Origin of the sequence: Streptomyces sp. DSM 15324 (assembly GCF_001514285.1) — a bacterium.
In the GTDB taxonomy this organism is placed as follows: Bacteria; Actinomycetota; Actinomycetes; order Streptomycetales; family Streptomycetaceae; genus Streptomyces.
In genome coordinates this window covers 312274-334283 of the sequence record NZ_KQ949025.1, presented here as the reverse complement: position 1 = coordinate 334283, position 22010 = coordinate 312274, and the positions used below count along the sequence as shown (strand labels likewise).

At 71.7% G+C, this 22010-nt stretch carries 25 protein-coding genes and 2 pseudogenes; 23 read left to right on the top strand and 4 right to left on the bottom strand.

The genetic code is table 11. From position 1 onward, the window contains the following. Positions 1-7: 7 nt before the first annotated feature. Both AQJ58_RS11820 and AQJ58_RS11815 read right to left on the bottom strand, forming a co-directional pair. The gene (locus tag AQJ58_RS11820) at positions 8-1273 is read right to left on the bottom strand and encodes a hypothetical protein (RefSeq protein WP_067248558.1); all 1266 of its coding nucleotides are present in this window, start codon (positions 1271-1273) and stop codon (positions 8-10) included. A gap of 168 nt (positions 1274-1441) precedes the next feature. After that, a complete protein-coding gene (locus tag AQJ58_RS11815) occupies positions 1442-1951 on the bottom strand; it encodes a SigE family RNA polymerase sigma factor (protein ID WP_067248556.1) in 510 nt (169 codons plus the stop codon). Between the two features lie 156 nt (positions 1952-2107). Here AQJ58_RS11815 and AQJ58_RS11810 point away from each other — a divergent pair, with 156 nt between their 5' ends. From AQJ58_RS11810 to AQJ58_RS11795, 4 genes are all read left to right on the top strand, one after another. After that, positions 2108-2488: a hypothetical protein gene (locus AQJ58_RS11810; RefSeq protein ID WP_067248553.1), complete on the top strand. Its 381-nt coding sequence runs from the start codon at positions 2108-2110 to the stop codon at positions 2486-2488. A gap of 50 nt (positions 2489-2538) precedes the next feature. Beyond that, a complete protein-coding gene (locus AQJ58_RS11805; protein ID WP_067248551.1) occupies positions 2539-2856 on the top strand; it encodes a hypothetical protein in 318 nt (105 codons plus the stop codon). Between the two features lie 314 nt (positions 2857-3170). Further along, positions 3171-3347 (top strand): hypothetical protein, encoded by a 177-nt coding sequence (locus AQJ58_RS44355; protein ID WP_234360023.1) that lies wholly within the window; start codon positions 3171-3173, stop codon positions 3345-3347. Then, the gene (locus tag AQJ58_RS11795; RefSeq protein ID WP_067248544.1) at positions 3344-4027 is read left to right on the top strand and encodes a response regulator; all 684 of its coding nucleotides are present in this window, start codon (positions 3344-3346) and stop codon (positions 4025-4027) included. The genes AQJ58_RS44355 and AQJ58_RS11795 overlap by 4 nt, the downstream gene beginning before the upstream one ends. Positions 4028-4060: 33 nt before the next feature. Here AQJ58_RS11795 and AQJ58_RS40650 read toward each other — a convergent pair. Continuing rightward, positions 4061-4258 (bottom strand): annotated as a pseudogene (locus tag AQJ58_RS40650) (chitinase); the annotation flags it as partial. Between the two features lie 205 nt (positions 4259-4463). Here AQJ58_RS40650 and AQJ58_RS11790 point away from each other — a divergent pair. From AQJ58_RS11790 to AQJ58_RS11730, 14 genes and pseudogenes are all read left to right on the top strand, one after another. Beyond that, on the top strand, positions 4464-5330 hold the full coding sequence (locus AQJ58_RS11790; protein ID WP_079078870.1) for a hypothetical protein: 867 nt from the start codon (positions 4464-4466) through the stop codon (positions 5328-5330). 73 nt (positions 5331-5403) lie between these two features. Then, on the top strand, positions 5404-6111 hold the full coding sequence (gene cpaB / locus AQJ58_RS11785; protein WP_067248538.1) for a Flp pilus assembly protein CpaB: 708 nt from the start codon (positions 5404-5406) through the stop codon (positions 6109-6111). 13 nt (positions 6112-6124) lie between these two features. Then, a complete protein-coding gene (locus tag AQJ58_RS11780) occupies positions 6125-7378 on the top strand; it encodes a CpaE/TadZ family protein (protein WP_067248536.1) in 1254 nt (417 codons plus the stop codon). A gap of 5 nt (positions 7379-7383) precedes the next feature. Next, entirely contained in the window at positions 7384-7770 is a 387-nt protein-coding gene (locus AQJ58_RS11775) for a TadE/TadG family type IV pilus assembly protein (protein WP_067248533.1), read from the top strand. Between the two features lies 1 nt (position 7771). Beyond that, on the top strand, positions 7772-8128 hold the full coding sequence (locus AQJ58_RS11770; protein WP_067248531.1) for a TadE/TadG family type IV pilus assembly protein: 357 nt from the start codon (positions 7772-7774) through the stop codon (positions 8126-8128). 17 nt (positions 8129-8145) lie between these two features. Continuing rightward, positions 8146-9483, top strand: coding sequence for a TadA family conjugal transfer-associated ATPase (locus AQJ58_RS11765; RefSeq protein WP_067248528.1), 1338 nt, complete (start codon positions 8146-8148; stop codon positions 9481-9483). Between the two features lie 5 nt (positions 9484-9488). Further along, positions 9489-10433, top strand: a complete 945-nt coding sequence (locus tag AQJ58_RS11760; protein ID WP_067248525.1) for a type II secretion system F family protein — start codon at positions 9489-9491, stop codon at positions 10431-10433. Positions 10434-10449: 16 nt separating this feature from the next. Continuing rightward, positions 10450-11337 (top strand): DUF5936 domain-containing protein, encoded by an 888-nt coding sequence (locus tag AQJ58_RS11755; protein ID WP_107122023.1) that lies wholly within the window; start codon positions 10450-10452, stop codon positions 11335-11337. A gap of 10 nt (positions 11338-11347) precedes the next feature. Further along, entirely contained in the window at positions 11348-12676 is a 1329-nt protein-coding gene (locus AQJ58_RS11750) for a sensor histidine kinase (RefSeq protein WP_079078869.1), read from the top strand. Beyond that, a pseudogene (locus AQJ58_RS40645) lies at positions 12649-13350 on the top strand (response regulator transcription factor); the annotation flags it as partial. The gene AQJ58_RS11750 and the pseudogene AQJ58_RS40645, both read left to right, overlap by 28 nt. 64 nt (positions 13351-13414) lie before the next feature. Next, a complete protein-coding gene (locus tag AQJ58_RS11745) occupies positions 13415-13630 on the top strand; it encodes a Flp family type IVb pilin (RefSeq protein ID WP_067249653.1) in 216 nt (71 codons plus the stop codon). Next, complete coding sequence (locus AQJ58_RS11740; RefSeq protein ID WP_067249656.1) at positions 13627-14229, top strand: pilus assembly protein TadG-related protein; 603 nt, start codon at positions 13627-13629, stop codon at positions 14227-14229. The genes AQJ58_RS11745 and AQJ58_RS11740 overlap by 4 nt, the downstream gene beginning before the upstream one ends. 16 nt (positions 14230-14245) lie before the next feature. Further along, positions 14246-14833 (top strand): hypothetical protein, encoded by a 588-nt coding sequence (locus AQJ58_RS11735; protein ID WP_067248522.1) that lies wholly within the window; start codon positions 14246-14248, stop codon positions 14831-14833. Between the two features lie 8 nt (positions 14834-14841). Continuing rightward, the gene (locus tag AQJ58_RS11730; protein WP_067248520.1) at positions 14842-15459 is read left to right on the top strand and encodes an OmpA family protein; all 618 of its coding nucleotides are present in this window, start codon (positions 14842-14844) and stop codon (positions 15457-15459) included. Here AQJ58_RS11730 and AQJ58_RS11725 read toward each other — a convergent pair. Next, positions 15434-15820 (bottom strand): DUF192 domain-containing protein, encoded by a 387-nt coding sequence (locus tag AQJ58_RS11725; RefSeq protein ID WP_067248517.1) that lies wholly within the window; start codon positions 15818-15820, stop codon positions 15434-15436. The two genes, AQJ58_RS11730 and AQJ58_RS11725, sit on opposite strands and share 26 nt — an antisense overlap. Before the next feature lie 73 nt (positions 15821-15893). On the opposite strand from AQJ58_RS11725, the gene AQJ58_RS11720 reads away from it, so the two are divergent. From AQJ58_RS11720 to AQJ58_RS11695, 5 genes are all read left to right on the top strand, one after another. Next, positions 15894-16475, top strand: coding sequence for a dihydrofolate reductase family protein (locus tag AQJ58_RS11720; RefSeq protein WP_067248514.1), 582 nt, complete (start codon positions 15894-15896; stop codon positions 16473-16475). Between the two features lie 50 nt (positions 16476-16525). Next, positions 16526-17371, top strand: coding sequence for a methyltransferase domain-containing protein (locus AQJ58_RS11715; RefSeq protein WP_067248511.1), 846 nt, complete (start codon positions 16526-16528; stop codon positions 17369-17371). Positions 17372-18481: 1110 nt separating this feature from the next. After that, positions 18482-19255 (top strand): isoprenyl transferase, encoded by a 774-nt coding sequence (locus AQJ58_RS11705; RefSeq protein ID WP_067248507.1) that lies wholly within the window; start codon positions 18482-18484, stop codon positions 19253-19255. 293 nt (positions 19256-19548) lie between these two features. Beyond that, entirely contained in the window at positions 19549-20874 is a 1326-nt protein-coding gene (locus tag AQJ58_RS11700) for an RNA 5'-3' helicase PhoH2 (RefSeq protein ID WP_067248504.1), read from the top strand. Positions 20875-21294: 420 nt separating this feature from the next. Beyond that, a complete protein-coding gene (locus AQJ58_RS11695; RefSeq protein ID WP_067248502.1) occupies positions 21295-21972 on the top strand; it encodes an aggregation-promoting factor C-terminal-like domain-containing protein in 678 nt (225 codons plus the stop codon). The last annotated feature ends 38 nt before the right edge of the window (positions 21973-22010 follow it).

Below are 22010 nucleotides of genomic sequence, written 5' to 3'. Positions count from 1 at the left end.
CTCCCCCTCAGGGTGTGACCGTGTCCGTCAGCCACTCCGGGCTGAGCGCGATCCTCCGCAGATCGCCCAGGGTGAGGGCGGGCGCCTTGCGGGTCGCGGCCTTGTTCTGGTCGCCGGTGTTGAAGGCGCTGATCACGACCCGCAGCCCGTTCTTGCGCAGGGTGTCCGCCGTCCACATCACGACCCCCGCCCCGCCCTTCTCACCGGGCGCCCGGCGGACCGTGACCAGGGTGCCGTCGGCGAGGGTCTCCGCGTCGGAGCCGAAGAGGTCGCCGGCGACGTCCGACATACCGGGCTGCACATTGACCTGCACCAGGCTGCGGCCCTTGCCGTCGTCGACGACGAAGGAGCCGTACCCCGTCTCGTCGCTGCCGTGGGAGACGACGTCGACCTTCTTGGGCAGCAGCAGCTTGAGCTTGCGCAGGATCGACACTCCGGACAGCTCCCCGGGCCGGGTGGGGCCGGCGGTCGTCCTGCTCGGCGGCTTCTCCCGCGGCAGGGCGTCGATGATCGCGCGCCACTCGGCGGCCGAGGCCAGCGCCTTCAGCTGCGCGGGGGTGAGGGGCGGATCCGTCCGGGTGATCGGCTTGTCCTTCTCCGCCGGGGAGTTCCACTCGATGACACTGACGCGATGACCGTCCGGGGTGACGAGATCGGCGCCCCAGGACTTGGTGTCGACCCGGCGGTCGGGATACTCGTACCCCTGGTAGACCGTGATCGCGGAGCCGTCGGGCAGGCTCTCGGTCGTGCAGCTGTCGAAGCCCGACTGCGTGCTGTCGGGGCAGGGCATCACCTCGGCGGAGGGATTCAGCTTCCGCTCGCCGGTGGTGATCCGCTCCAGTCCCACGGAGACGGACCCCTCGCCCTTTCCGTCGTCGAACACCCCCACCGCGAGCGGCGGCAACCCCTCGTCCGTGCCGCGCGCCTCCGTGCGGGTGAACGTGCCCTGGGGGAGGAGTTGCTGGAGGGTGCGCACGACGTCGTCGGCGGAGTAGGTGCGCGACCGGTCGGGGGTGCCGCTCCCGGCGACCGAGGAGGGCCGGGAGGCGGGGCCGCCGTGCCAGGGCACGAGCAGCGCCCCGCCCACCCCGACGAGCGCGAGGCTCGCCACGCTCCCCGCGAGCGCGGCCCGGCGCTGCAACTGCAGCCGTCGGCCGCGCCGGGCACCCGCGGCGGCGAGTTCGGACCGCGGGGCGTCGAAGGTGCCGCCGACCTCGTGCAGTGCGGCGGAGAGCCGGTCCTCGAAGGGGTCGGTGTGCTGGTCTGCGGGCATGGTGAACCACCGTTTCACGGGCTGGAGTTGACGTCGGGGGTGGGCGAGGCGCCGGTGGGAGGGGCGCGGGAGGCGATAGGCGAGGGGGTGTGGTCTGGGACGGGTGGTCGGGGGCCGCGGGGTCAGCGGCGTGTGGTGCGGGGCGTGTGGTCCGTCCGGGGCGTGTGGTCAGGGTCGTACGTACTCGCCGATGTCCCCGCCCAGCAGCTCCCGCAGCCGTCCCAGCGCCCGTGAGCAACGGGTCCGTACGGCCGCCGAGCTGGCGTTGAGGGCACCGGCGGTCTCCTCGATCGACCGGTCCTCCCAGTACCGCAGCACCACCACGGCCCGGTCCTTCGCCGGCAGCCGGCCGAGGGCCTGGAGCAGGGTGAGCCGCAGCGGTGTGTCGGTGCCGCCGCCGTCCGGCAGGTCGGGGAACGCCTCCACGGCCCGCTCCCCGCTGCTGCGTCTGCGCTGGTGGGCGAGGTAGGTGCGGGTCAGGACGGTCTGCGCGTACGCCGCCGGGTTGTCCGCCCGGGACACCCGGCCCCAGCGGACGTACAGCCTGCCGAGGGTCTCCTGCACCAGGTCCTCGGCGAGGTGGGTGTCCCCGGCGGTGAGCAGACACGCGGACCGGTACAGATGGCCGGTGCGCGCCGCCGCGAACTCGGCGTACTCGTCCGCACGGACCTTCCTCATACACGTCCCCCTGGGTCAGCTGCTCTGTTCGGCCGCGGTGCCGGTCGCGGAGCCGTTCGCCGCGCCGTCCTCACCTCATTGATGCGGTGGGGCGGGGGAAATGTTTCAGGGGGGACCGAAAGCGGGTGCACAGGGGGTGCCGGGTAGGTTGCCCGGGTGACAGACCAGCCGCCACCGCCACCACCCCCGGCCGTCCCGCCGGGCTTCGGACCGCCTCCGCCCGCGTACGCGCCGGGGCCGCCGCAACCCGTCCCGCCCGGACCCGAGTTCCTCGCCGTCGACAAGCACAACTCGATCGTCGTCGACGTCTCCGGCGTGGCCTTCGAGATGTACGGCATCACGGTCGACTTCCCCTGGCCGGAGGTCCGCAGCGTCCACTACAAGGCGAGCCCCAACGGCAAGGCGCTGATGGTGGCCGTGGTCCACCTGGACGGCCGGGTGTACGAATGCGCCGTGAACGCCAGACCACGCGAACTCCTCCAGACCTGGTTCGCCCAACTTGCCTGGGTGCTGGGCCACTACCGGCCCATGGGCTAGGGGGCGTCGGCGCGCGGGAACGCTCGGCACACCTGCTGAGTTCACCGGACATGGTGAGCACGCTGTGGCAGATCGCCGGGGCAGTCGGAGGACTGGGCACGGTCCTGTTCCTCGCGGACCGCGTCCTGTTATGGATGGAAGCGCGGGGCTGGATCTACTGGCGCAAACAGAAGGGTCTGTCGTCCATCGGTGTCGACTTCCTCCAGGGCATCACCCCTGGAGCACAGGCAGGTAAACGTGCCTTGGAACAAGAACGTGCGCGCAAGAACGTGAGGCCGGCGGAGGAACCCCCCTTCCAGGTGGACCTGGAAGCGGGGACGGTGCGAGTTCGCCGCACCGGGCAGGGCGGCGGGCGCGGGCAGCAGTGATCGACCTTCTGCAACCCAGGTAAGCGGGGGTCCTGGTGGCGGCCGCGGCGGCCGGGTGGGCCGGGGCCCGGCGGGGGCGCGGGAGGAGCGGCTTGCCGCCTGGGCCGGTGCGGCCGTCCGGGACGCGTGGGCCGAGCGGTGTCGGATCGGCGCCGGGCTGGAGACCACCTGCCGGCCCGCACCGTCGGCACGGTCGCCGAGGCGGAGGCGGGGCGGCTCGACTCCGCCGCCGGCCGCGCCCGGGAGGCCCTGGCGGCGATGCGCGCCTCGGCGAGGCGCCCGCGCGGCTCGAACTCGACGCGGACGCACGTACGTTGACGCTGACCGCCATCGGTGTGCCGCTTGGCGCCCGCCCCGTCCTGCGGGAGAGGCTCACGGCGCGGATCGCGGCACTCGGCGGCACCCTGACCACCGAGGGTCCCGGCCCGGTCGGCCTCCGGCTGCCGTTCGCGCCGGTGGCGGAGCACGGCGAGGAGAAGAGGGAACGATGAGTCTGAAGGTGCTGGTCGTCGACGACCAGGGCATCGTGCGGGCGGGGTTCGCCGCGGTGATCGACGCCGAGGAGGACCTGACGGTCGTCGGGGAGGCCGGTGACGGCGCGAGCGCGGTGCGGCTGGCGGAGGAACTCCGGCCCGACGTGGTCGTCATGGACGTACGCATGCCCGAACTCGACGGCATCGCCGCCACCCGCATCATCACCGGCCGCGAGGACGCGCCCCAGGTGCTCGTCCTGACCACCTTCGACCTCGACGCGTACGTCTTCGACGCCCTGCGTGCCGGAGCCTCGGGCTTCCTCCTCAAGGACGTCCAGCCCGCCGAACTCCTCCAGGGTATCCGGGTGGTGGCGGCGGGCGAGAGCGTGCTCGCGCCGTCGGCGACCCGGCGGCTGATCGGGCACTACGCCTCGGGCGCCGGGGCCGGGACCTCCCCCGGCACCCCGGCCCCCGAACTGGACAGCCTCACCGCCAGCCAGCGCGGCGTGCTCACGCTGGTGGCGGCGGGCCTCAACAACGCCGAGATCGCCGCCGAGTTGGGCATCACGGTGGGCACGGTGAAGTCCCACGTCAACGCCCTCCTGCGCAAACTCGGGCTACGGGACCGCGTCCAGGCGACGATCCTCGCCTACGACCTGGGCCTGGCCCGCCCGAACCCACCCGGCCTGCACCTCTGACGCGCCGACCGGGGAGAGCCCCCAACGCGACGGTCATCGGCTGGTGCTCCCGCGCGCTGCGCGGCTCACGGCAGCGCGTGCACACCAGGTCATCGCGCCCCGGAGGTCCGGGTACGTCTTCGAGGGCTTGAAGGAGCCGCAGCCGGTGCCCTTCGCGAGGCAGTCCAGGGCGTTGTTCACCACCGTCGGCCAGACGTAGCCGCTGCCCGCACCGCTGGGGGAGGCGGTCAAGGGATCCGCTTGTGGAGGGTCCGTGTGCGCAACCTGCCCCGGTTTGGCGTGACTTGCGCGAAGAACAGTTCCTTACCGGCTACGGAAAGCTGTTCTCCGGCCACAAGCGCGTGGTTACAGTGCTGACGTAGTCACGCAATGAAGTCACCCCGGTGCGCCGGAGTAACTCCCGGCGGGCCGGACCGCGGGAATCGGGGAGCTGCGCGTGCCAACTGCCGTTGCCGTGACCGGCGCCGACCTGGCGCTGCCGCCGCAGGACGAGCGGACCCTGCCCGCCGTCGTGCTCGCCGACCTCGACCGGCAGCCGCTGGAACAGGCCCTGGACGCCGTACAACTCCTCGTCGAGCAGCACGGGCACCTTGTCGTCGTGTACTCACGGGCCGTCCCGCCCGCCGTGGAACAGCGGCTGCACACCATCCGCTCGCTCCTGGAGAGCGACCGCATCGCGCTGTACCGGCCCGACCTGCCGCCCCTCGGCGTCGCCGTCCTCGCCCGCCAGCTGCGCCAGCTCGCCTCCTGCGACCTCGGGCCGGGCGTGCTCGCCTCGGCGGGCCGGCTGCTCACCCACTACATCCACGCGGGCGCGCTCCTCGGCTCCGTCGCCCGGCTCGACCGGGTCCCGGTCGTGGGGCTGAAGGCGCACGCCCGGTCCTGGGTCCCGGGCAGCCAGTTCGCCGTACTCGCCCATCCGCAGCCGCAGCTGGTCAAGGCCGCACCGGACGTCACCCTCCCCGGACCCGAGTTCGGGACCTGGATGCTCGTCGGCCGCGGTCAGCTCCAGTCCGACTGGGTCACCGGGACCCTCGCCCCCGCCTGGAAGGCGCAGGGTCTCAGGGAGACCGAGGCGCCCGCCGAGTCCGCCGCCTGGTGGGGCACCCCCAAGCTGATCGAGTTCTGCGCCTACCTGCCCGACCTGTCGGTCCTCTACCAGCTCGTCGCCTCGGTCCGGCAGGGCGTCTGTCACTGGTGCGGGATCGACGTCATCGGCGACCGCTGTGTGTTCTGCTCCGCCGGCCCGCCGCCCGCCGCCGAGCTCACCGCCCGCCCCGTCCGCGCCCTCACCACCGGCTGAGACACCGGAAAGCACCGACGCACCGACCACCCTTCCCGCTCGACCCGACCCCCAACGAGGTTGCACGGTTTCCATGAACTCCCGTCAGCGCCGCGGCGTCATTCTCCTGCTCCTGTCGGTGGTGTGCGCCCTCGGTGCCTTCGCCGGCGTCCTCTCCGTCATCGACGACGTGAACTCCAAGGTCGGCCCCGAGGTCACCGCCTACGAGCTGCGGTCCGACATCGCGCCGTACACGGCCCTGGAGGAGAGCCAGTTCAAGAAGATCGAGATGCCCAAGCGCTGGCTGTCGCAGAACGCCGTCACCGATCTCGCCGCGATCCGCCGCAAGATCGCCGTGACGACCCTGAAGAAGGGCTCGCTCCTGCAGAGCGACATGATCGTCGACCAGCCCGCCCTGCAGCCGGGGCAGCAGGAGGTCGCCATCATGGTCGACGCGGCCACCGGCGTCGCGGGCAAGATCAGCCCCGGTTCCTCGGTCAACGTGTACGCCACCTTCGAGGGCGCCCGCGACTCCGACCCCGACCAGTCCAAGATCATCGTCACCAACGCGCGCGTCCTCGACGTCGGCGAGATCACCGCCCTCGAACCCGACCGCGACAACCGCGCCGGCTCCGTCACCGACGCCGTCCCCATCACCTTCGCGCTGTCGACCCTGGACGCCCAGCGCATCACGTACGCCGAGTCCTTCGCCAAGCGCGTCCGCCTCGCCCTCGTGGCCCCCGGTGGCGCCACCACGATCCCCGACCGGGACCGTACGTACGAACTCGTCACGGACAAGTGAGAGGCCGCCGCCCATGCCCACGAGGATCCTCCCGGCCGTCGGCGACGCGGACGCGGTCCGCTCCCTCACCACCCTGCTCAGCCAGCTCTCGGACGCCGAACCGGTCCCCCCGGTCGCCGACTCCACCCAGCTCGTCGACACCCTCGCCCGGCTCGCCGCCGAGTCGGTCGACGAACTTCCCGAGGTCGTGATCGTCCACGAACGCATCGGACCCGTCCCGGCGCTGGAGCTGGTCCGCGAGGTCGCCCTGCGCTTCCCCGCGGTCGGCGTCGTCCTCGTCACCACCGACGCCGGCCCCGGCCTCTTCCAGGCCGCCATGGACTCCGGCGCCCGAGGCGTCGTCACGCTCCCCCTCGGCTACGAGGAACTGGCCCACCGCGTCCAGTCCGTCGCCCAGTGGTCCGTGGGCGTACGACGCCATCTCGGCCACGGGGCCGAGGAGTTCACCGGCGTCGGCGGCACCGTCGTGACGGTCAGCGGCGCCAAGGGGGGAGTGGGCGTCACGCTCACCGCCGTCCAACTCGCCCTCGCCGCCCAGGCCTCCGGCCGGCCCACCGCACTCGTCGACCTCGACCTGCAGACCGGCGACGTCGCCTCCTACCTGGACGTCCAGTTCCGCCGCTCGGTCGTCGACCTCGCCGCCATCACCGACCTCTCGCCCCGCGTCCTCGCCGAGGCCGTCTTCCGCCACGACAGCGGGCTGGCCCTCCTGCTCGCCCCCGCCGAGGGCGAACGCGGCGAGGAGGTCACCGACCGCGCCGTCCGCCAGATCGTCGGCGCCCTGCGCTCGCGCTACGAGGTGGTGATCGTCGACTGCGGCGCCCAGCTCAGCGGCGCCGGAGCCGCCGCCGTCGAGATGGCCGACCGGGCGCTCCTCGTCACCACCCCCGACGTGGTCGCCGTCCGCGGCGCCAAACGCACCGTCCGCATGTGGGACCGGCTCCAGGTCCGCAAGGCCGAGGAGACGACCGTCGTCGTCAACCGGCACACCCGCGGTACGGAGATCCAGCCCCCGCTCATCCAGAAGATCACCGGCACGGCCGTCGCCGCCACTGCGGTCCCCGCCAACTTCCGGGAACTCCAGGCGGCGGTCGACGCCGGACGCGTCCACGCCCTCGACGGCAAGAGCACCGTCCGCCAGGCCCTGTGGGCGCTCGCCGCCGAACTGGGCCTCGTCAAGGCGCCGGAGACGGCCCTCGTGCGCCGCGGCGGGCGCACCCGGGGCGGCGAGCGGGGCACGGGCGGCTTCCGGCGGCGGAAGGAGTGAGCCCCATGGTGAGACGTGTCCCGCGCGACCGGGGCCAGGTCACGATCGAGTTCCTCGGCATGACCCCGCTGATCATCGTCACCCTGGTGGTGGTGTGGCAGTGCGTGCTGGTGGGGTACACGTTCACGCTCGCGGGGAATGCTGCCGACGAGGCGGTCCGGGCGGGCACGGCGGCGGACCCGGGGGCCCGGGAGGGGGCCTGTCAGGAGGCGGGCCTGGACAAGCTGGGGGACGCGTGGAGGGGGAACGCCGACGTGGACTGCGGCACCGGCGGCGGCTATGTGACCGCCGACGTCTCCCTGCCCGTCCCCGTGCTGTTCCCGGGCACGATCGACTTCCCGGTCACGGTGCACGGACACGCGGGCGCCGTCGAGGAAGAGGACGGCGACTGAGATGCCGTACCCACCGCGCAGGCGCGGCGACCGGGGGCAGGTCGCGCTGGAGTACCTCGGCTTCCTGCCCCTGCTGCTGATCGTCGCGCTGGGCGCCGTCCAGCTCGGACTCTTCGCCTATGCCGCCCAGCAGGCGGGCACGGCGGCGCGCACCGGGGCGCGCAGCGCCTCCCTCGACCGGGACCCCCAGGGGGACTGCGCCCGCGCGGTCAGCAGCCGGCTGTCGGTGAGCTGCTCACCCGCCTACCTGGGCGACGAGGTACGGGTCACGGCGACGGTCACCATCCCCTCCGTCATCCCCGGCATCGACACCTTCGGCACCGCCCGCAAGACGGCCACGATGCCGGTCGACCACTGAAGGAAGGCGACACCGCCATGAGCCTGCGGGCACGCATCAGCTCCCCCGAGGAGAGCGGCGGGCGCGGCGAGGACGGCCACCTGGTCTCCTCGTACCGGGCCAAACTCCTGGAGGAGATCGACCTCGCCGAGATGAGCTCGCTCGCCGCGGCCGAACGCCGGGCCCGGCTGGAGCGCGTCCTCGGACACATCATCAGCCGCGAGGGCCCGGTGCTGTCGACGGGCGAGCGCGCGCAGCTGATCCGGCGGGTGGTCGACGAGGCCCTCGGCCTCGGCATCCTGGAGCCGCTCCTCGAGGACGCCTCCGTCACCGAGATCATGGTGAACGGCCCCGACGCGATCTTCGTCGAGCGGGCCGGCCGGGTGGAGCAGCTCCCGCTGCGGTTCGCCTCGAACGACCAGCTCATGCAGACCATCGAACGCATCGTCTCCACCGTCAACCGCCGCGTCGACGAGACGAACCCGATGGTCGACGCCCGCCTCCCGTCCGGCGAACGCGTCAACGTGATCATCCCGCCGCTCTCCCTGACCGGCCCGATCCTCACCATCCGCCGCTTCCCGCGCTCCTTCACCCTCAACGAGCTGATCGGCTTCGGCTCCCTCGACGAACCGATGCTGTATCTGCTCGCCGGGCTGGTGCAGGCCAAGTTCAACGTGATCGTCTCCGGCGCCACCGGCACCGGGAAGACCACGCTGCTCAACGCCCTGTCCGGGCTGATCCCCGAGGGCGAGCGGATCATCACCATCGAGGACTCCGCCGAACTCCAGCTCCAGCAGTCCCACGTCATCCGCCTGGAGTCCCGGCCGCCGAACGTCGAGGGCAACGGCCGGATCACCATCCGCGACCTGGTGCGCAACTCGCTGCGGATGCGCCCCGACCGGATCGTCGTCGGTGAGGTCCGCGGCGGCGAGTCCCTCGACATGCTCCAGGCGATGTCCACCGGCCACGACGGCTCCCTCGCCACCGTCCACGCCAACAGCGCCGAGGACGCGCTGATGCGGCTTCAGACCCTCGCCTCCATGTCCGACGTGGAGATCCCCTTCGTCGCCCTCCACGACCAGATCAACAGCGCGGTGGACGTCATCGTGCAGCTCACCCGGTTCGCCGACGGCGCCCGCCGGATCACCGAGATCGCCCTCCTCGACAGCCACGGCTCGGAGGCCTTCCGGCTGGCCACCGTCGCCCGCTTCGACGCCCGCCCGATGACCGCCGACGGCCGCGTCCACGGCGCCTTCGGGTACTTCCCCCTCCCGCGCCGCACCGCCGACCGCCTCTACCTGGCGGGCCAGCCGATCCCCCAGGCGTTCGGGGTCGCCCGCGACGCACTCGAACTCACGACCAGGGAAGCCCGGTAGCAGCGATGACCCTCGACACCCTCATCACCCTCACCACCGGTGTGACGCTCCTGACCTGCGCCCTGGCCGTCGTGGGCGTGCACGTCTACGCCAAGGGCCACGCCCAGCGCGCCGCCCTCGTCGAGCGCCTGTCCGCCACCGGCCAGGCCCCCCTGGAGGGGCGCCGGCGCCGCTTCCGCGAGCTGGACCGCCGGCTGCGCCGGACGAGGACGGGCCGCGGACTGGAACGGAGACTCGCCGCCACCGGCCTGGACGTCACCCCCGGCGAGTTCTTCGTCTCCATGCTCGCCACCGTGGCCGGCCTCTGGCTGGTCGGCCAGGCCGTCCTGGCCCCCTTCTTCGGCCCGCTCGCCGGACTCCTCGGCCTCTGGGCGGCCCTGCAGTTCCTCAACTGGCAGCGCCAGAAACGCATCGAGAGGTTCATCAACCAACTCCCGGAGCTGGCCCGCATCCTGGCCAACGCCACCCACGCCGGTCTCGCCCTGCGCACCGCGATCGGCATGGCCGCGGAGGAGCTGGAGGCGCCGGCCGGCGAGGAACTCGCCAAGGTCGCCGATCAGCTGGCCATCGGCCACTCCATCGACGACGCCCTCGGTGAACTCGCCGAACGCCTCCCCTCCCGCGAGCTCGTCGTCCTCGTCACCACCCTGATCCTCTCCAACCGGGCCGGCGGCCAGGTCGTCGGCGCCCTGCGCAACCTCACCGAGACCCTGGAGGAACGCAAGGAGACCCGGCGCGAGGTCCGCACCCAGCTCTCCCAGGTCAACATGACCTCGTACGCCGTGCCGGTGCTCGGCGTCGGCGCCCTGTTCCTCATGGACGGCGTCAACGACGGCACCCTCGACCGGATGACGTCCTCCGCCGTCGGCCAGGCCTGTGTGATCGTCGCCTTCGGCCTCTACGCCGTCGGCTTCGTCCTCATCCGCCGTATGTCCCGCATCGACGTCTGAGGAGGGGACGTACACCGTGGAACTCCTGCTGGCCCTCGCCATGGGCCTCGCCGTCTGGGGGATCTTCGCCGGGATCCGGATGTACCGGGCCGAGGTGAAACTCCCCAGCGACCTCGTCCTCGCCCTGGAGGTCGGCGCCACCCGCACCAGCGCCGTCGGCTCCCTCGTCGACCGCATGGGCATGCGGTACGCGCCCGCCGTCCTGCGTCTGATGGGCCCCAAGCAGGTCGCCCGCTACCGCCGCCGCATCGACCTCGCGGGCAACCCCGGGGGCCTGACGATCGACCGGTACGCGGCCCGCCGCGCGGTCTACGGCGCGATCGGCGGCGTCGGCGCGCTGGCCGCCCTCCTCCAGGGCAGCTTCTTCGTCGCCCTGCTCATGCTGGCCTTCGCCGCCTTCTGGTCCGAGGTCGGCATCTGGTCGGCGATCCGGGTCCGCAAGGACGCCATCGAACGCACCCTGCCCGACTTCCTCGACGTCCTCGCCGTCGTCGTCAGCGCCGGCCTCGGCTTCCGCCAGGCCCTCGACCGGGTCGCCTCCAAGTACGAGGGCCCGTGGGCGGACGAGATCCGCATCACGCTCCGCCAGATGGACCTCGGCGTCAGCCGCCGCGAGGCCTTCGAGGAGCTCCGCCGCCGCAACGACTCCGAGCAGGTCGCCATGTTCGTCACCGCCCTCCAGCAGGGTGAGGAGCTGGGCGCGCCGATCGTCGACACGCTCGTCGCCATCGCCAAGGACATGCGCCGCACGGACGCCCAGAACGCCCGCCGCAAGGCCGCCCGCGCCGTCCCCAAGGCCACGCTGATGATCACCACGTTCATGGTCCCGGCGACGATGCTCCTGCTCGGCGCGGGCATGCTGCTGGGCTCCGGCACCGACTTCAGCTCGATCACGGGGGAGTAGGCGGCCGGTCATGAGGGACACCTTGGGCAGCGCAGGCGCAGGCGCGGGCAGCGCGGGCCCGGACGGCGTCCGCCTCCAGGCGAACGCCGTCCAGGCCATGTGCCGTCAGGTCTTCGGCTTCCGCCTGGCGATGATCGCCGTGGCCGCCCCGTCCGCCCTGCTGCACGCCTCCCCGGGCCTGGGCGTCCGCCTCGTCGGCGCGGCCGTGGTCGTCACCTTCATGGGCTCCTACGTCCTCTTCCGCGACTGGGAACGCTTCGGCCCCCTCCTCCTGCGCCACCCCGCCCTGCTGGCCGCCGACACCCTCGTCGGGACGCTGCTGCTGATCTCCGCCGGCCCCGACACCACCCTCGCGTACGTCAGTGTCTGCACCCCCCTCCTCGCCGGCATCGTCTACGGCTGGCGCGGCGCCGCCTGCTTCGCCTCGCTCCAGTCGCTGATCCTGCTGCTGGTCCAGGCGACCGTCGGCCGGGGCGCGGGCGCCGGCGCGGGCTCTGGCGCGGGCCTGGCCGAACACCTCCTGCTCCCCGGCTTCTGCGTCATCACCGGAGCGGTCGGCTCCACCCTGCGCGGGCTGCTCCTGCGCTTCGGTGAGGCCACCCACGCCCTCGCCGCCGTCCGCGCCCGGCTCGCCGCCGCCGAGGCGGTGACCGCCGAACGCGCCCGCCTCGCCCGCGAGATGCACGACTCCGTGGCCAAGACCCTGCACGGCGTCGCCCTCGCGGCGGACGCCCTGGCCGCCGCGGCGGACCCCGCACACGTACGGCGGCAGGCCGAGCTGGTCGCGACCTCGGCCCGCCGCGCCGCCGCCGAGTCCCGCGACCTGCTCGCCGACCTGCGCCAGGCGCCGCCACGGGCCGGTGAAGGCGGTGGGGTGGACGTCCTGCCCGAACTGGCGGCCCACGCGGACGACTTCGCCGAACGCACCGGCCTGCGGGTCACCTACCGTCCCACCGGCGACCGTACGACCCTCCCCGTGCCCCCGGCGGTGGCGCGCCAGCTCCTCACCATCACCGCCGAAGCCATGGAGAACGCGCACCGCCACGCCGACCCCACGGCGGTCGAGGTCCGCGCGGGCGTCGAGGACGACCTCCTCACCCTCACCGTCCACGACGACGGCCGCGGCCTGCCTCCCGGCACCACCCTCGAACACCTCCGCGCCACCGGCCGCTTCGGCCTCCTCGGCATGGCGGAACGGGCCGCCTGTGTGGGCGCCCGCCTGCGCATCGCCAGCGACGCCCGGGCCCGCCCCGGCACCGAGGTACGGCTGGAACTCCCCCTGGCCACCCTGACCTTCGGAGAGGAGGCACCATGCCGGACCGGCCCGCCGTACGCGTAGTGGTGGCCGACGACAACCCCGTGGTCCGCGCGGGCCTCACCGCGCTCCTGTCGAGCTGCGCGGACGTCACGGTCGTGGCGGAGGCGGCGGACGGCCGCGAGGCCTGCGAGGCCGCCCTGCGCCACCGCCCCGACGTGGTCCTCCTCGACGTCCGCATGCCCGGCGTCGACGGCCTCACGGCGCTGCCCCACCTGGCCCGGATCACCACGGTCCTGATGCTGACGTACAGCCACGACCCGCAGACCGTACGGGCGGCGCTGAGCGGCGGGGCGAGCGGCTACCTGGTGCACGGGCGGTTCACGGTGGAGGAGCTGAGGGAGGCGGTGAGGACCGCGAGGACTGCGAGGACTGCGCGCAAGAGTGCGAATGCACACGCGGAACTGCCCTTAAGTACCTTGCCACTTGCGACTTCACCCGAACCGCTTTCGCGACTGCAACCATCTGTGGGACTCTCTGACGAGTCGGGTCACCGGGCCGGGTTCCAGCTCAGCGCGAGGGAGGCGGAGATCATGGACCTCATCGCCTCGGGCATGAACAACCAGCAGATCGCCGCCGCATGCTTCATCAGCGAGAAGACGGTCAAGAATCACATCAACCGCATCTTCGCCAAGCTGCACAGCAGCAGCCGCGCCGAGGCGGCGGCCAAGTGGCTGGGAAATTGGGCCCTGGGACCCTCGCCGGGGACACCCCGGGCGCCCTACGTTCCTCCTGCCAGTGCCTCAAACCGAGAGGAACACCATGAGCGACCTGCTGCTGAGGACCGTCGTCGCGGCCATGGTCCGGGTGACGGAGGCGGTACGGCGCCGCACCGCCGACGACAGGGGGCAGACCGCGGTCGAGTACCTGGGGATCATCGCGGTGGTGGTGGCGATCGTGGTGCTGATCGCGAACACGAATCTGGGCCAGACGATCGTGGACAAGCTCAGGGCGCAGATCGCCAAGGTGGCGCCCTGACAGCTCGTCGGACACGCCTTCTCGGTGATGGCGGGCAGGCTTTCCCCATCTACATCACGGTGGTGGCGGGCCTGCTCTTTCTCGCGCTCGCGTACTTCGCGGTGGGCCAGGCGGCGGTGAACAGGAACGGCGCCCAGACCGCGGCCGACGCGGCGGCCCTGGCGGCGGCCCAGGAGACCCGGAAAGAGCTCGCCGACGAGTGGGTGCTCGACGTGCTCGACCCCGCGAAATGGCTGGGCATCTTTCACGGCAACGGCGGGAGCAACAACTGCCCGAGAGCTGAGCAGTTGGCCGAGATGAACGAAGCGACGGTCCAGTGTTTCCCGGACGGACCCCTGCGCTACCGGGTCAGGGCTCGGACCGACAAGACCGTCGGGGAGTCGGTGGTGCCCGGCACGGCGGACCGTCACGCGCACGCCGACGCGGTCGCGGTGATCGAGCCGCGGTGCACGTTCGATCCGCCGGGCGAGGACGCCGAAGTCGACGTCCTGCCGACACTCAGATGCGACGGCGGAACCGATTGGGAGCTCGACCCGGAAGACCTGACCGATCTGCCCGGGCCCGAGGACCTGTTCGACGTCCACCTGGTCAGCGGCTGACGAAGGAAGCAGAGTGATGAAGATGCGATGCACGGCGAAAGCCCGCCGGGGGATGGCCGCGCTGGCGATCGTGGCCGGGCTCTCCCTCGGCGCGACCGCGTGTGGTGGCGGTGGCGGTGGCGGTGGCGACGACAAGAAGCCGCATTCGTCGTCCGCCTCCTCGCCCGGCGGATCGCAGCCGGACACCCAGGAAGGCCAGTCGGCCGCGCCCCTCGCCGAACTGAAGGGGCCGAGCGGGCTGCTCCTCCAGATCACGTCGGCCGTGCGGGACTCGGGCGGCTTCATCACTGTCAACGGTGACCTGAAGAACGACAGCGGCACGGAAGCCGTGATCCCCTCGGCGCTGAGCGGCAACGAGACGGAGATCATCAACAACGGACTGTCCCTCGGCGGAGCCACCCTCGTCGACTCCAAGAGCAAGAAGCGCTACTACGTCCTCCGCGACACAGAGGGCCGCCCCCTCACCACCACCGGGTTCTCGACGCTGAAGGCGGGGGAAACGATCGACGTGTTCCTGCAGTTCCCCGCGCCGCCGGCGAGCAGCACGGAGGTCACCTTCCAGCTTCCGCTGTTCCCCAGCGCGGTCGTCAAGATCTCCGGGTGAGGCCGGCCATGACCCCACGTCTGCCCCTGGCGGTGGCCGCCGCCACCCTCCTCGTCCTCGGCACGGCGCCCGCCTCCCTGGCCGACGACACCACCCCCAGCGTCCCCCCGGGCACCGAAGCCACCGCCTCCGCACCGGTCGAGGTGGACCCCAACGACCCCGACCTCAAGCTCCCCGAGGGCGGCACGCTCGCCGCGCCCAAGGTCCTCGACATCAAGCAGGTCGTGGAGGACGAGTCCGGCGACGAACGGCGCGAGGACACCAACGCGGACGTCACGTTCGCCCTCCAGGCCGAGGTCCTGTTCGGCAAGGACAGCGCGAAGCTCGGCCCGGAGGCGAAGGCCCGGATTGCGGTGATCGCCGACGAGATCAAGAAGCAGAACACCAAGCTGGTCCGTGTCTTCGGCTTCACCGACAACCTCGGCTCCTCCGCCCACGGCGACGTCCTCTCCAAACAACGCGCCGACGCCGTCCAGGCGGAACTCGCCGGCGACCTCAACGACCCCGCCATCACCTTCGAGGTCCGCGGCTACGGCGAGCAGTACCCCATCTCCGACAACTCCACGGAAGAGGGCCGCAAGAAGAACCGCCGCGTGGAGATCACCTTCCCGAGGACGGCGGGCTGACGTCGGTCACCTCGACGCGTACGCCCGGCCGGAGCCCCCAGCCCCGCATCGCCCCCGCCGCCGCCTCCAGGACGTGGCGGGAGCGGAGGCGGGGGAGGCCCAGGCGCGTGGGGGGCATGGTGCGGACGGCGATGACCCTCAGGTGGCGGTCGAGGTAGGCGACGTCGAGGGAGATGCGCATACCGAAGGTGTGGATGCTGCCGGCGGGGGTCAGCAGCAGGGCGCCGTCGACAGAGTCACGGCCCAGGAGGCCCCGGGTGCGGGCGCGGTAGGAGGCGGCGATCTCCAGGGGGATGCGCAGCGGGGACCCGTCGTCCGCCGCCACGAGCAGTTCGGCATACCCGTCGTGCCAGCGCGCCATGGACCTCATCCCCTCGCTCGCCTCGCTACCCTCGGCACGGTAGCGAGCCGGGACACGAAGAGGTGGCCGTCGTATGCGGAAGATCGTCCTGATGATGTCGGTGTCCCTGGACGGATACATGGAGGGACCGGACCGGGACATCTCGTGGCACCGCGTCGACGACGAGGTCCACCAGGACGCCAACGACTTCGTCGCCCGGATGGCCGCTCTGCTCAGCGGCCGCGTCACCCACGAACTCATGGCCGATTTCTGGCCCACCGCCGACGCCGACCCCGAGGCCCCCGCGGTGACGGCCGAATTCGCCGCCCTGTGGCGGGAGATCCCCAAGTACGTCTACTCCCGCACGCTGGAGCACGCCGACTGGAACACCACCGTCGTGCGCGAGGTCGTCCCGGAGGAGGTCCGGGCCCTCAAGGAGGGGCGCCACGCGGACCTGGGCCCCGGCGACCTGGGGCTCGGCGGTGCCGATCTCGCCGCCGAGTTCCTCCGCCTCGGGCTCGTCGACCAGATCCGGCTCTACGTCCACCCCGTCCTGATCGGCCGCGGCAAACCGCTCTTCCCGGACACCGGCACGATCACGGGCCTGCACCTCGCCGAATCCCGCACCTTCGGCAACGGCGTCGTCCTGCTGCGCTACGACGTCGAGCGGGGCTGAGAGCAAATAACCGGCGGCGGGCACTGCGGGTCACCTGCCACGATCGCCCCATGAGTGACGACGACCGCCACCAGGGCACGACGGGCACGGCGGGCTCGACGGGCACGGCGGGCACGACCTTCCAGGAGCTTCTCGCCGAGGGCGCCGCCGTTCCCACCGAGGGGTGGGACTTCTCCTGGTTCGAGGGGCGGGCGACCGAGGAACGGCCCTCCTGGGGGTACGCGGTGTCCCTTGCCGGACGCCTCGCCGGTGCCGGTGCCGTGCTCGACCTCCAGACCGGCGGCGGGGAGGTCCTGGACTTCGCCCTCGCGCGGGCCGCCGCAGCCGCCGCCCCCGCCCCCGTCCTCACCGTCGCGACCGAGGGGTGGCCGGCGAACGTCGCCAGGGCCACCGCCCTCCTGCGGCCGCGCGGCATCGCCGTCGTCGCCGTCCCGGAGACGAGCCCGCTGCCCTTCGCCGACGCCGCGTTCGACCTGGTGAGCAGCAGGCATCCGGTACGGCCCCTGTGGAGCGAGATCGCCCGCGTGCTGCGGCCCGGCGGGACGTACTTCGCCCAGCACGTCGGGCCACGCAGCGTCTACGAACTGGTCGAGTACTTCCTCGGCCCGCAGCCCGAGGGGGCGAGCCACGACCGCCACCCCGACCGTGAGCGCGCCGAGGCCGAGGCGGCGGGCCTGGAGGTCGTCGACCTGCGCGCGGAACGTCTGCGGATCGAGTTCCACGACATCGCCGCCGTCGTCCACTTCCTGCGCAAGGTGATCTGGATGGTGCCGGACTTCACCGTCGAGGCCTACGAGCCCCGCCTGCGTGCCCTGCACGAACAGATCACCGCGCAGGGCCCCTTCGTCGCCCACAGCACCCGCCACCTCGTCGAGGCCCGCAGACCGCCCGTCTGACCGCCCGCCCGACCCTGGGCCCGCGGCGGCCGCGGTCGGCCCGTTCGTGCAGCTCACAGGTCTGGCGGGCCGTCAGGCGGCCGAGCGGTTCGACCGTGACGGTCGTACGACGGCCACGGCGCCGTCGGCGGCGGGCGGGTGTACGTCACCTTGGGCCCCGGTTCGGCCCGAAGCACGCCGCGCCGGACCGGCCCGCGCGGCCCGTTCGCCGGTCCGTGTCGTCCCCTCGGCGCGGGTGCCGACCGACAGCTCGGCCGCCGGGGGAACCTGGGCGTCCGCGCCGAGCACGGTCGCGACGATCTCCGTGGTGCCTTCGGGGCCGGCCGCGAGCGGATTGGCCAGGAACTGCCGTTCCAGCCGTCGTGCGGACGCCTCTTACCCACCGATGCCCGGGGTCATGGCGCCGACGGCGGCGGGCAAAGAGGACCGGAGCTGTCCGCCATGCGCCTGCCGGTCCCGGTCGTGTCCGGTCCGCTCAGAGGCGCCGGACAAGCAGAAAGGGGCATTCCGGTTCACTCCGGCGCAGACCGGCGCACAATCTCCATGAGGTTTCCACATCGTTATCGCGAACGGTTCGCATTCGCTGTGGGCCTCACGTAAGTTCAAGCGCAGGTAATTCGCGTGAGCAAAGCTGCGCGGGCGGCACCGCGCAGTGGAGGGGGCTGTGCGGCGCCGTCCGCGTCAAGCGGGCGTGAGCGGCCGGGGTAGCCCGTCGGGGGGACGGGTGGACAACTGCCCGAGTGGCGCCCAAGTCACGCCAAAACCACGGCATCCATCGGTAAACGCTGCCATTCCCCTGGGATTCCGCCGCGTTCCGGCCATGTGAACCCCATGAATCATGCCCCGTTAGGTCATCTGGGTGTCGCCGAGCGACCGCGGAGAGTAATTGTCTCGCGCCGATGCACGCAGCATCACTTACGAAGGGTTATGGTGGAAACCCCCCCTCGGGCCGGTCCGTCTCCCCCCCACGGACCGGCCCGTTTTTTTGCACCAGAGAGCGGCGCCGCGCCCCAACCCCCCGCGCCCGCACCCGACAACCCACCGCACCGCCCCGCACCGGTACCCTGTTGGCCCGCGGGGACCGCACTCGCACGGAGGGGCTGACATCACGTGAACCTGCGCGACAAGCTGCGCGGCCTTCTGGTCAGGCTGTACGCACGCCGGGTGGAAGGCCACCTGGACCACGCTCAGGTGCCCAAGCACATCGGCGTCATCATGGACGGCAACCGCCGCTGGGCGAAGGCCTCGGGGTCCACCACCGAGCACGGCCACCGCGCAGGCGCCGAGAAGATCGAGGAGTTCCTCGGCTGGTGCACCGAGACGGACGTCGAGGTCGTCACCCTCTGGCTGCTGTCGACGGACAACCTCGACCGCCCCCAGGAGGAACTCGTCCCCCTCCTCGGCATCATCGAGGACGTGGTCCGCACCCTCGCCGCCGACGGCCGCTGGCGCGTCCACCACGTCGGCACGCCGGACATCCTCCCCTCCCATGTGCAGACCGCCCTGAAGGAGGCCGAACAGGCCACCGCCCACGTCGACGGCATACTGGTCAACGTCGCCATCGGCTACGGCGGACGCCAGGAGATCGCCGACGCCGTGCGCTCGATGATCACCGACGCGGCCGACCGGGGCGTCTCCATGGAGGACCTCGCCGAGTCCGTCAGCGTCGACCTGATCGGCCGCCACCTCTACACCGGCGCCCAGCCCGACCCCGACCTCGTCATCCGCACCAGCGGCGAACAGCGGCTGTCGGGTTTCATGCTGTGGCAGACGGCCCACTCGGAGTACTACTTCTGCGAGGTCTTCTGGCCGGCCTTCCGCAAGGTCGACTTCCTGCGTGCCCTGCGCGACTACGCGGCACGTCATCGCCGTTACGGCGGCTGACCGAGGGGCGGAAGTAACAAGGAGTTCACCGGTGCGCCGTCATATGCCGTGGCATGGCGGCGCATCTTCGAGGGCATAAGCCAAGCAGGTCGACGCCCGAACCACGGGTGTCGGATCCTCAGCGGGCGGCACGGGGCCGTCCGCCCGGGAGGCCCTTTGCACCAGCCCGACCGTGCGGTCACGGCACGGAAGAAGCAGCGGGGGGCCGGTCCCCGGCCCGTGCATCGGGGCCGTCGACCGGTCCAGCTCCACTCCGTCGCTCCCCGACCTCATCCGAGGGGGTACGTCCTTCCGTGGTGACCAGCACAAAGCGCCGTATGCCTGACCGGCGCACCTATGTTCTCGACACCAGCGTCCTGCTGGCCGACCCGAACGCCATGACCCGCTTCGAGGAGCACGAGGTCGTGCTCCCCATCGTCGTGGTCACGGAACTGGAGGCCAAGCGGCACCATCCCGAACTCGGCTACTTCGCCCGGCAGGCGCTGCGCCTGCTCGACGACTACCGGGTGAAGTACGGTCGCCTCGACGCCCCCATCCCGATCGGGGAGCTGGGCGGCACCATCCGTGTCGAGCTCAACCACTCGGACCCCAGCGTGCTGCCCAGCGGCTACCGGCTGGGGGACAACGACTCACGCATCCTCGCGGTCGCCCGCAACCTGCAGGCCGAGGGGTTCGACGTCACCGTCGTGTCGAAGGACCTGCCGCTCAGGATCAAGGCGTCGTCGGTCGGTCTCCTGGCGGAGGAGTACCGCGCCGAGCTCGCCATCACGGACTCCTCCGGCTGGACCGGAATGTCCGAACTGGGCCTGTCGGGTGAACAGGTGGACATCCTCTTCGAGGAAGGACACGTGTACGTCCCGGAGGTCGCCGACCTGCCCGTGCACACCGGTCTGACCATCCAGTCGGAGCGCGGCAAGGCACTGGGCCGGGTCACCCCGGACGGCAACATCCGGCTGGTGCGCGGCGACCGGGAGGCGTTCGGCATCAAGGGCCGCAGTGCCGAGCAGCGCATCGCGCTCGACCTGCTGCTCGACCCGGACGTCGGGATCGTGTCGATGGGCGGCCGGGCCGGCACGGGCAAGTCGGCGCTGGCGCTGTGCGCCGGCCTGGAGGCGGTCCTGGAGCGCCGTCAGCACCAGAAGGTGATGGTCTTCCGTCCGCTGTACGCGGTGGGCGGGCAGGAGCTCGGCTACCTGCCGGGTTCCGAGGCCGAGAAGATGAGCCCCTGGGCCCAGGCGGTCTTCGACACCCTGTCGGCCGTCACGTCCCGCGAGGTCATCGAGGAGGTCACCGCGCGCGGGATGCTGGAGGTCCTGCCCCTGACGCACATCCGGGGCCGCTCCCTGCACGACGCCTTCGTCATCGTCGACGAGGCCCAGTCCCTCGAACGGAACGTCCTGCTGACCGTTCTGTCCCGGATCGGTGCCAATTCGCGGGTGGTTCTCACCCATGACGTGGCCCAGCGGGACAATCTGAGGGTCGGGCGTTACGACGGTGTCGTCGCCGTCGTGGAGAAGCTGAAGGGCCACCCGCTCTTCGCGCACGTGACGCTGAACCGGTCCGAGAGGTCCCAGATCGCGGCGCTTGTGACCGAAATGCTGGAGGACGGACACATCTGACCCTGGCCGCACAACTTCATAAGCTGTGAGCGTCAGTTGGTGCCGTCCGGCAAAGGTCGTGAGCGTAGCCGGGCGGCACCGGCGTGTGTGGGGGTTCGGCGAAATATCCAGGGATCGCGAGGGTGTGAGCTTTCACACGTAACTCGGAATTGCCTTGCGGCATCCGGTTACGGCAGAGTCTCGATTCTGTCAGGCCCCGCATACGGCACACGTGTACCCCCAGGGGTACGGGAACACACGCGCACCACCTCCAACTCCATAGCGTCGCCGTATGCCGCCCGAGCACCACACGGCGCTCCCCGCACGGGAGTTGCCCACCGGGCCCGTGTCTCCCGTGACCCATCGAGGGGAGGCCAGCGTCAGGGGCACGATTCGCGTCCGCCAGGGTCACCGAAGCGGGCGCTGCTGGAAGGAAACCGTGTGAGCCGGATCTCGGTCCGGGGATTCGCAGTGGCCTCGGCCACGGCGGTCACCGCCGTCGGAAGCGTTGTCGGCGTTGCCTCGGGCAGCATCGCAGCACCGAACAACGACCCTGAGGCGACCGCGAGCGACGCGACGCTCCTCGCTGACATCCCTGCCGGCCAGCAGGCCCAGGTGCAGACCGCCACCGTGGCGCAGCAGGCCAACTACCAGGCCATCGCCGCCGACGAGGGCGCGAAGAAGGAAGCGGAGGCAGCGGCCCGCAAGGCTGCCGCCGAGACCGCCGTCGCGAAGAAGGAGGCCGCCGAGAAGGCGGCCAAGGAGCGCGCGGAGGCGAAGGCCAAGGCCAGCCGCAGCTCGGCCGACTTCCCGATCCAGAGTTCCTACACGGTCGCGCAGATCCAGGCCATGGCCGCGCAGATGGTGCCGAGCGGCCAGTTCCAGTGCTTCAGCAACATCGTGAACCACGAGTCCAGCTGGAACTACCACGCCGTCAACGCCTCCTCCGGCGCCTACGGCCTCTTCCAGGCGCTGCCCGCCGGCAAGTACGCCTCCGCGGGCGCCGACTGGCAGACCAACCCGGCCACGCAGATCAAGTGGGGCCTGAACTACATGGACAGCCGGTACGGCAGCCCCTGCCAGGCGTGGTCGTTCTGGCAGGCCAACCACTGGTACTGAGTCCGGGCGGCTCCCGGCCGCACCTCCTTGCAGCTCGA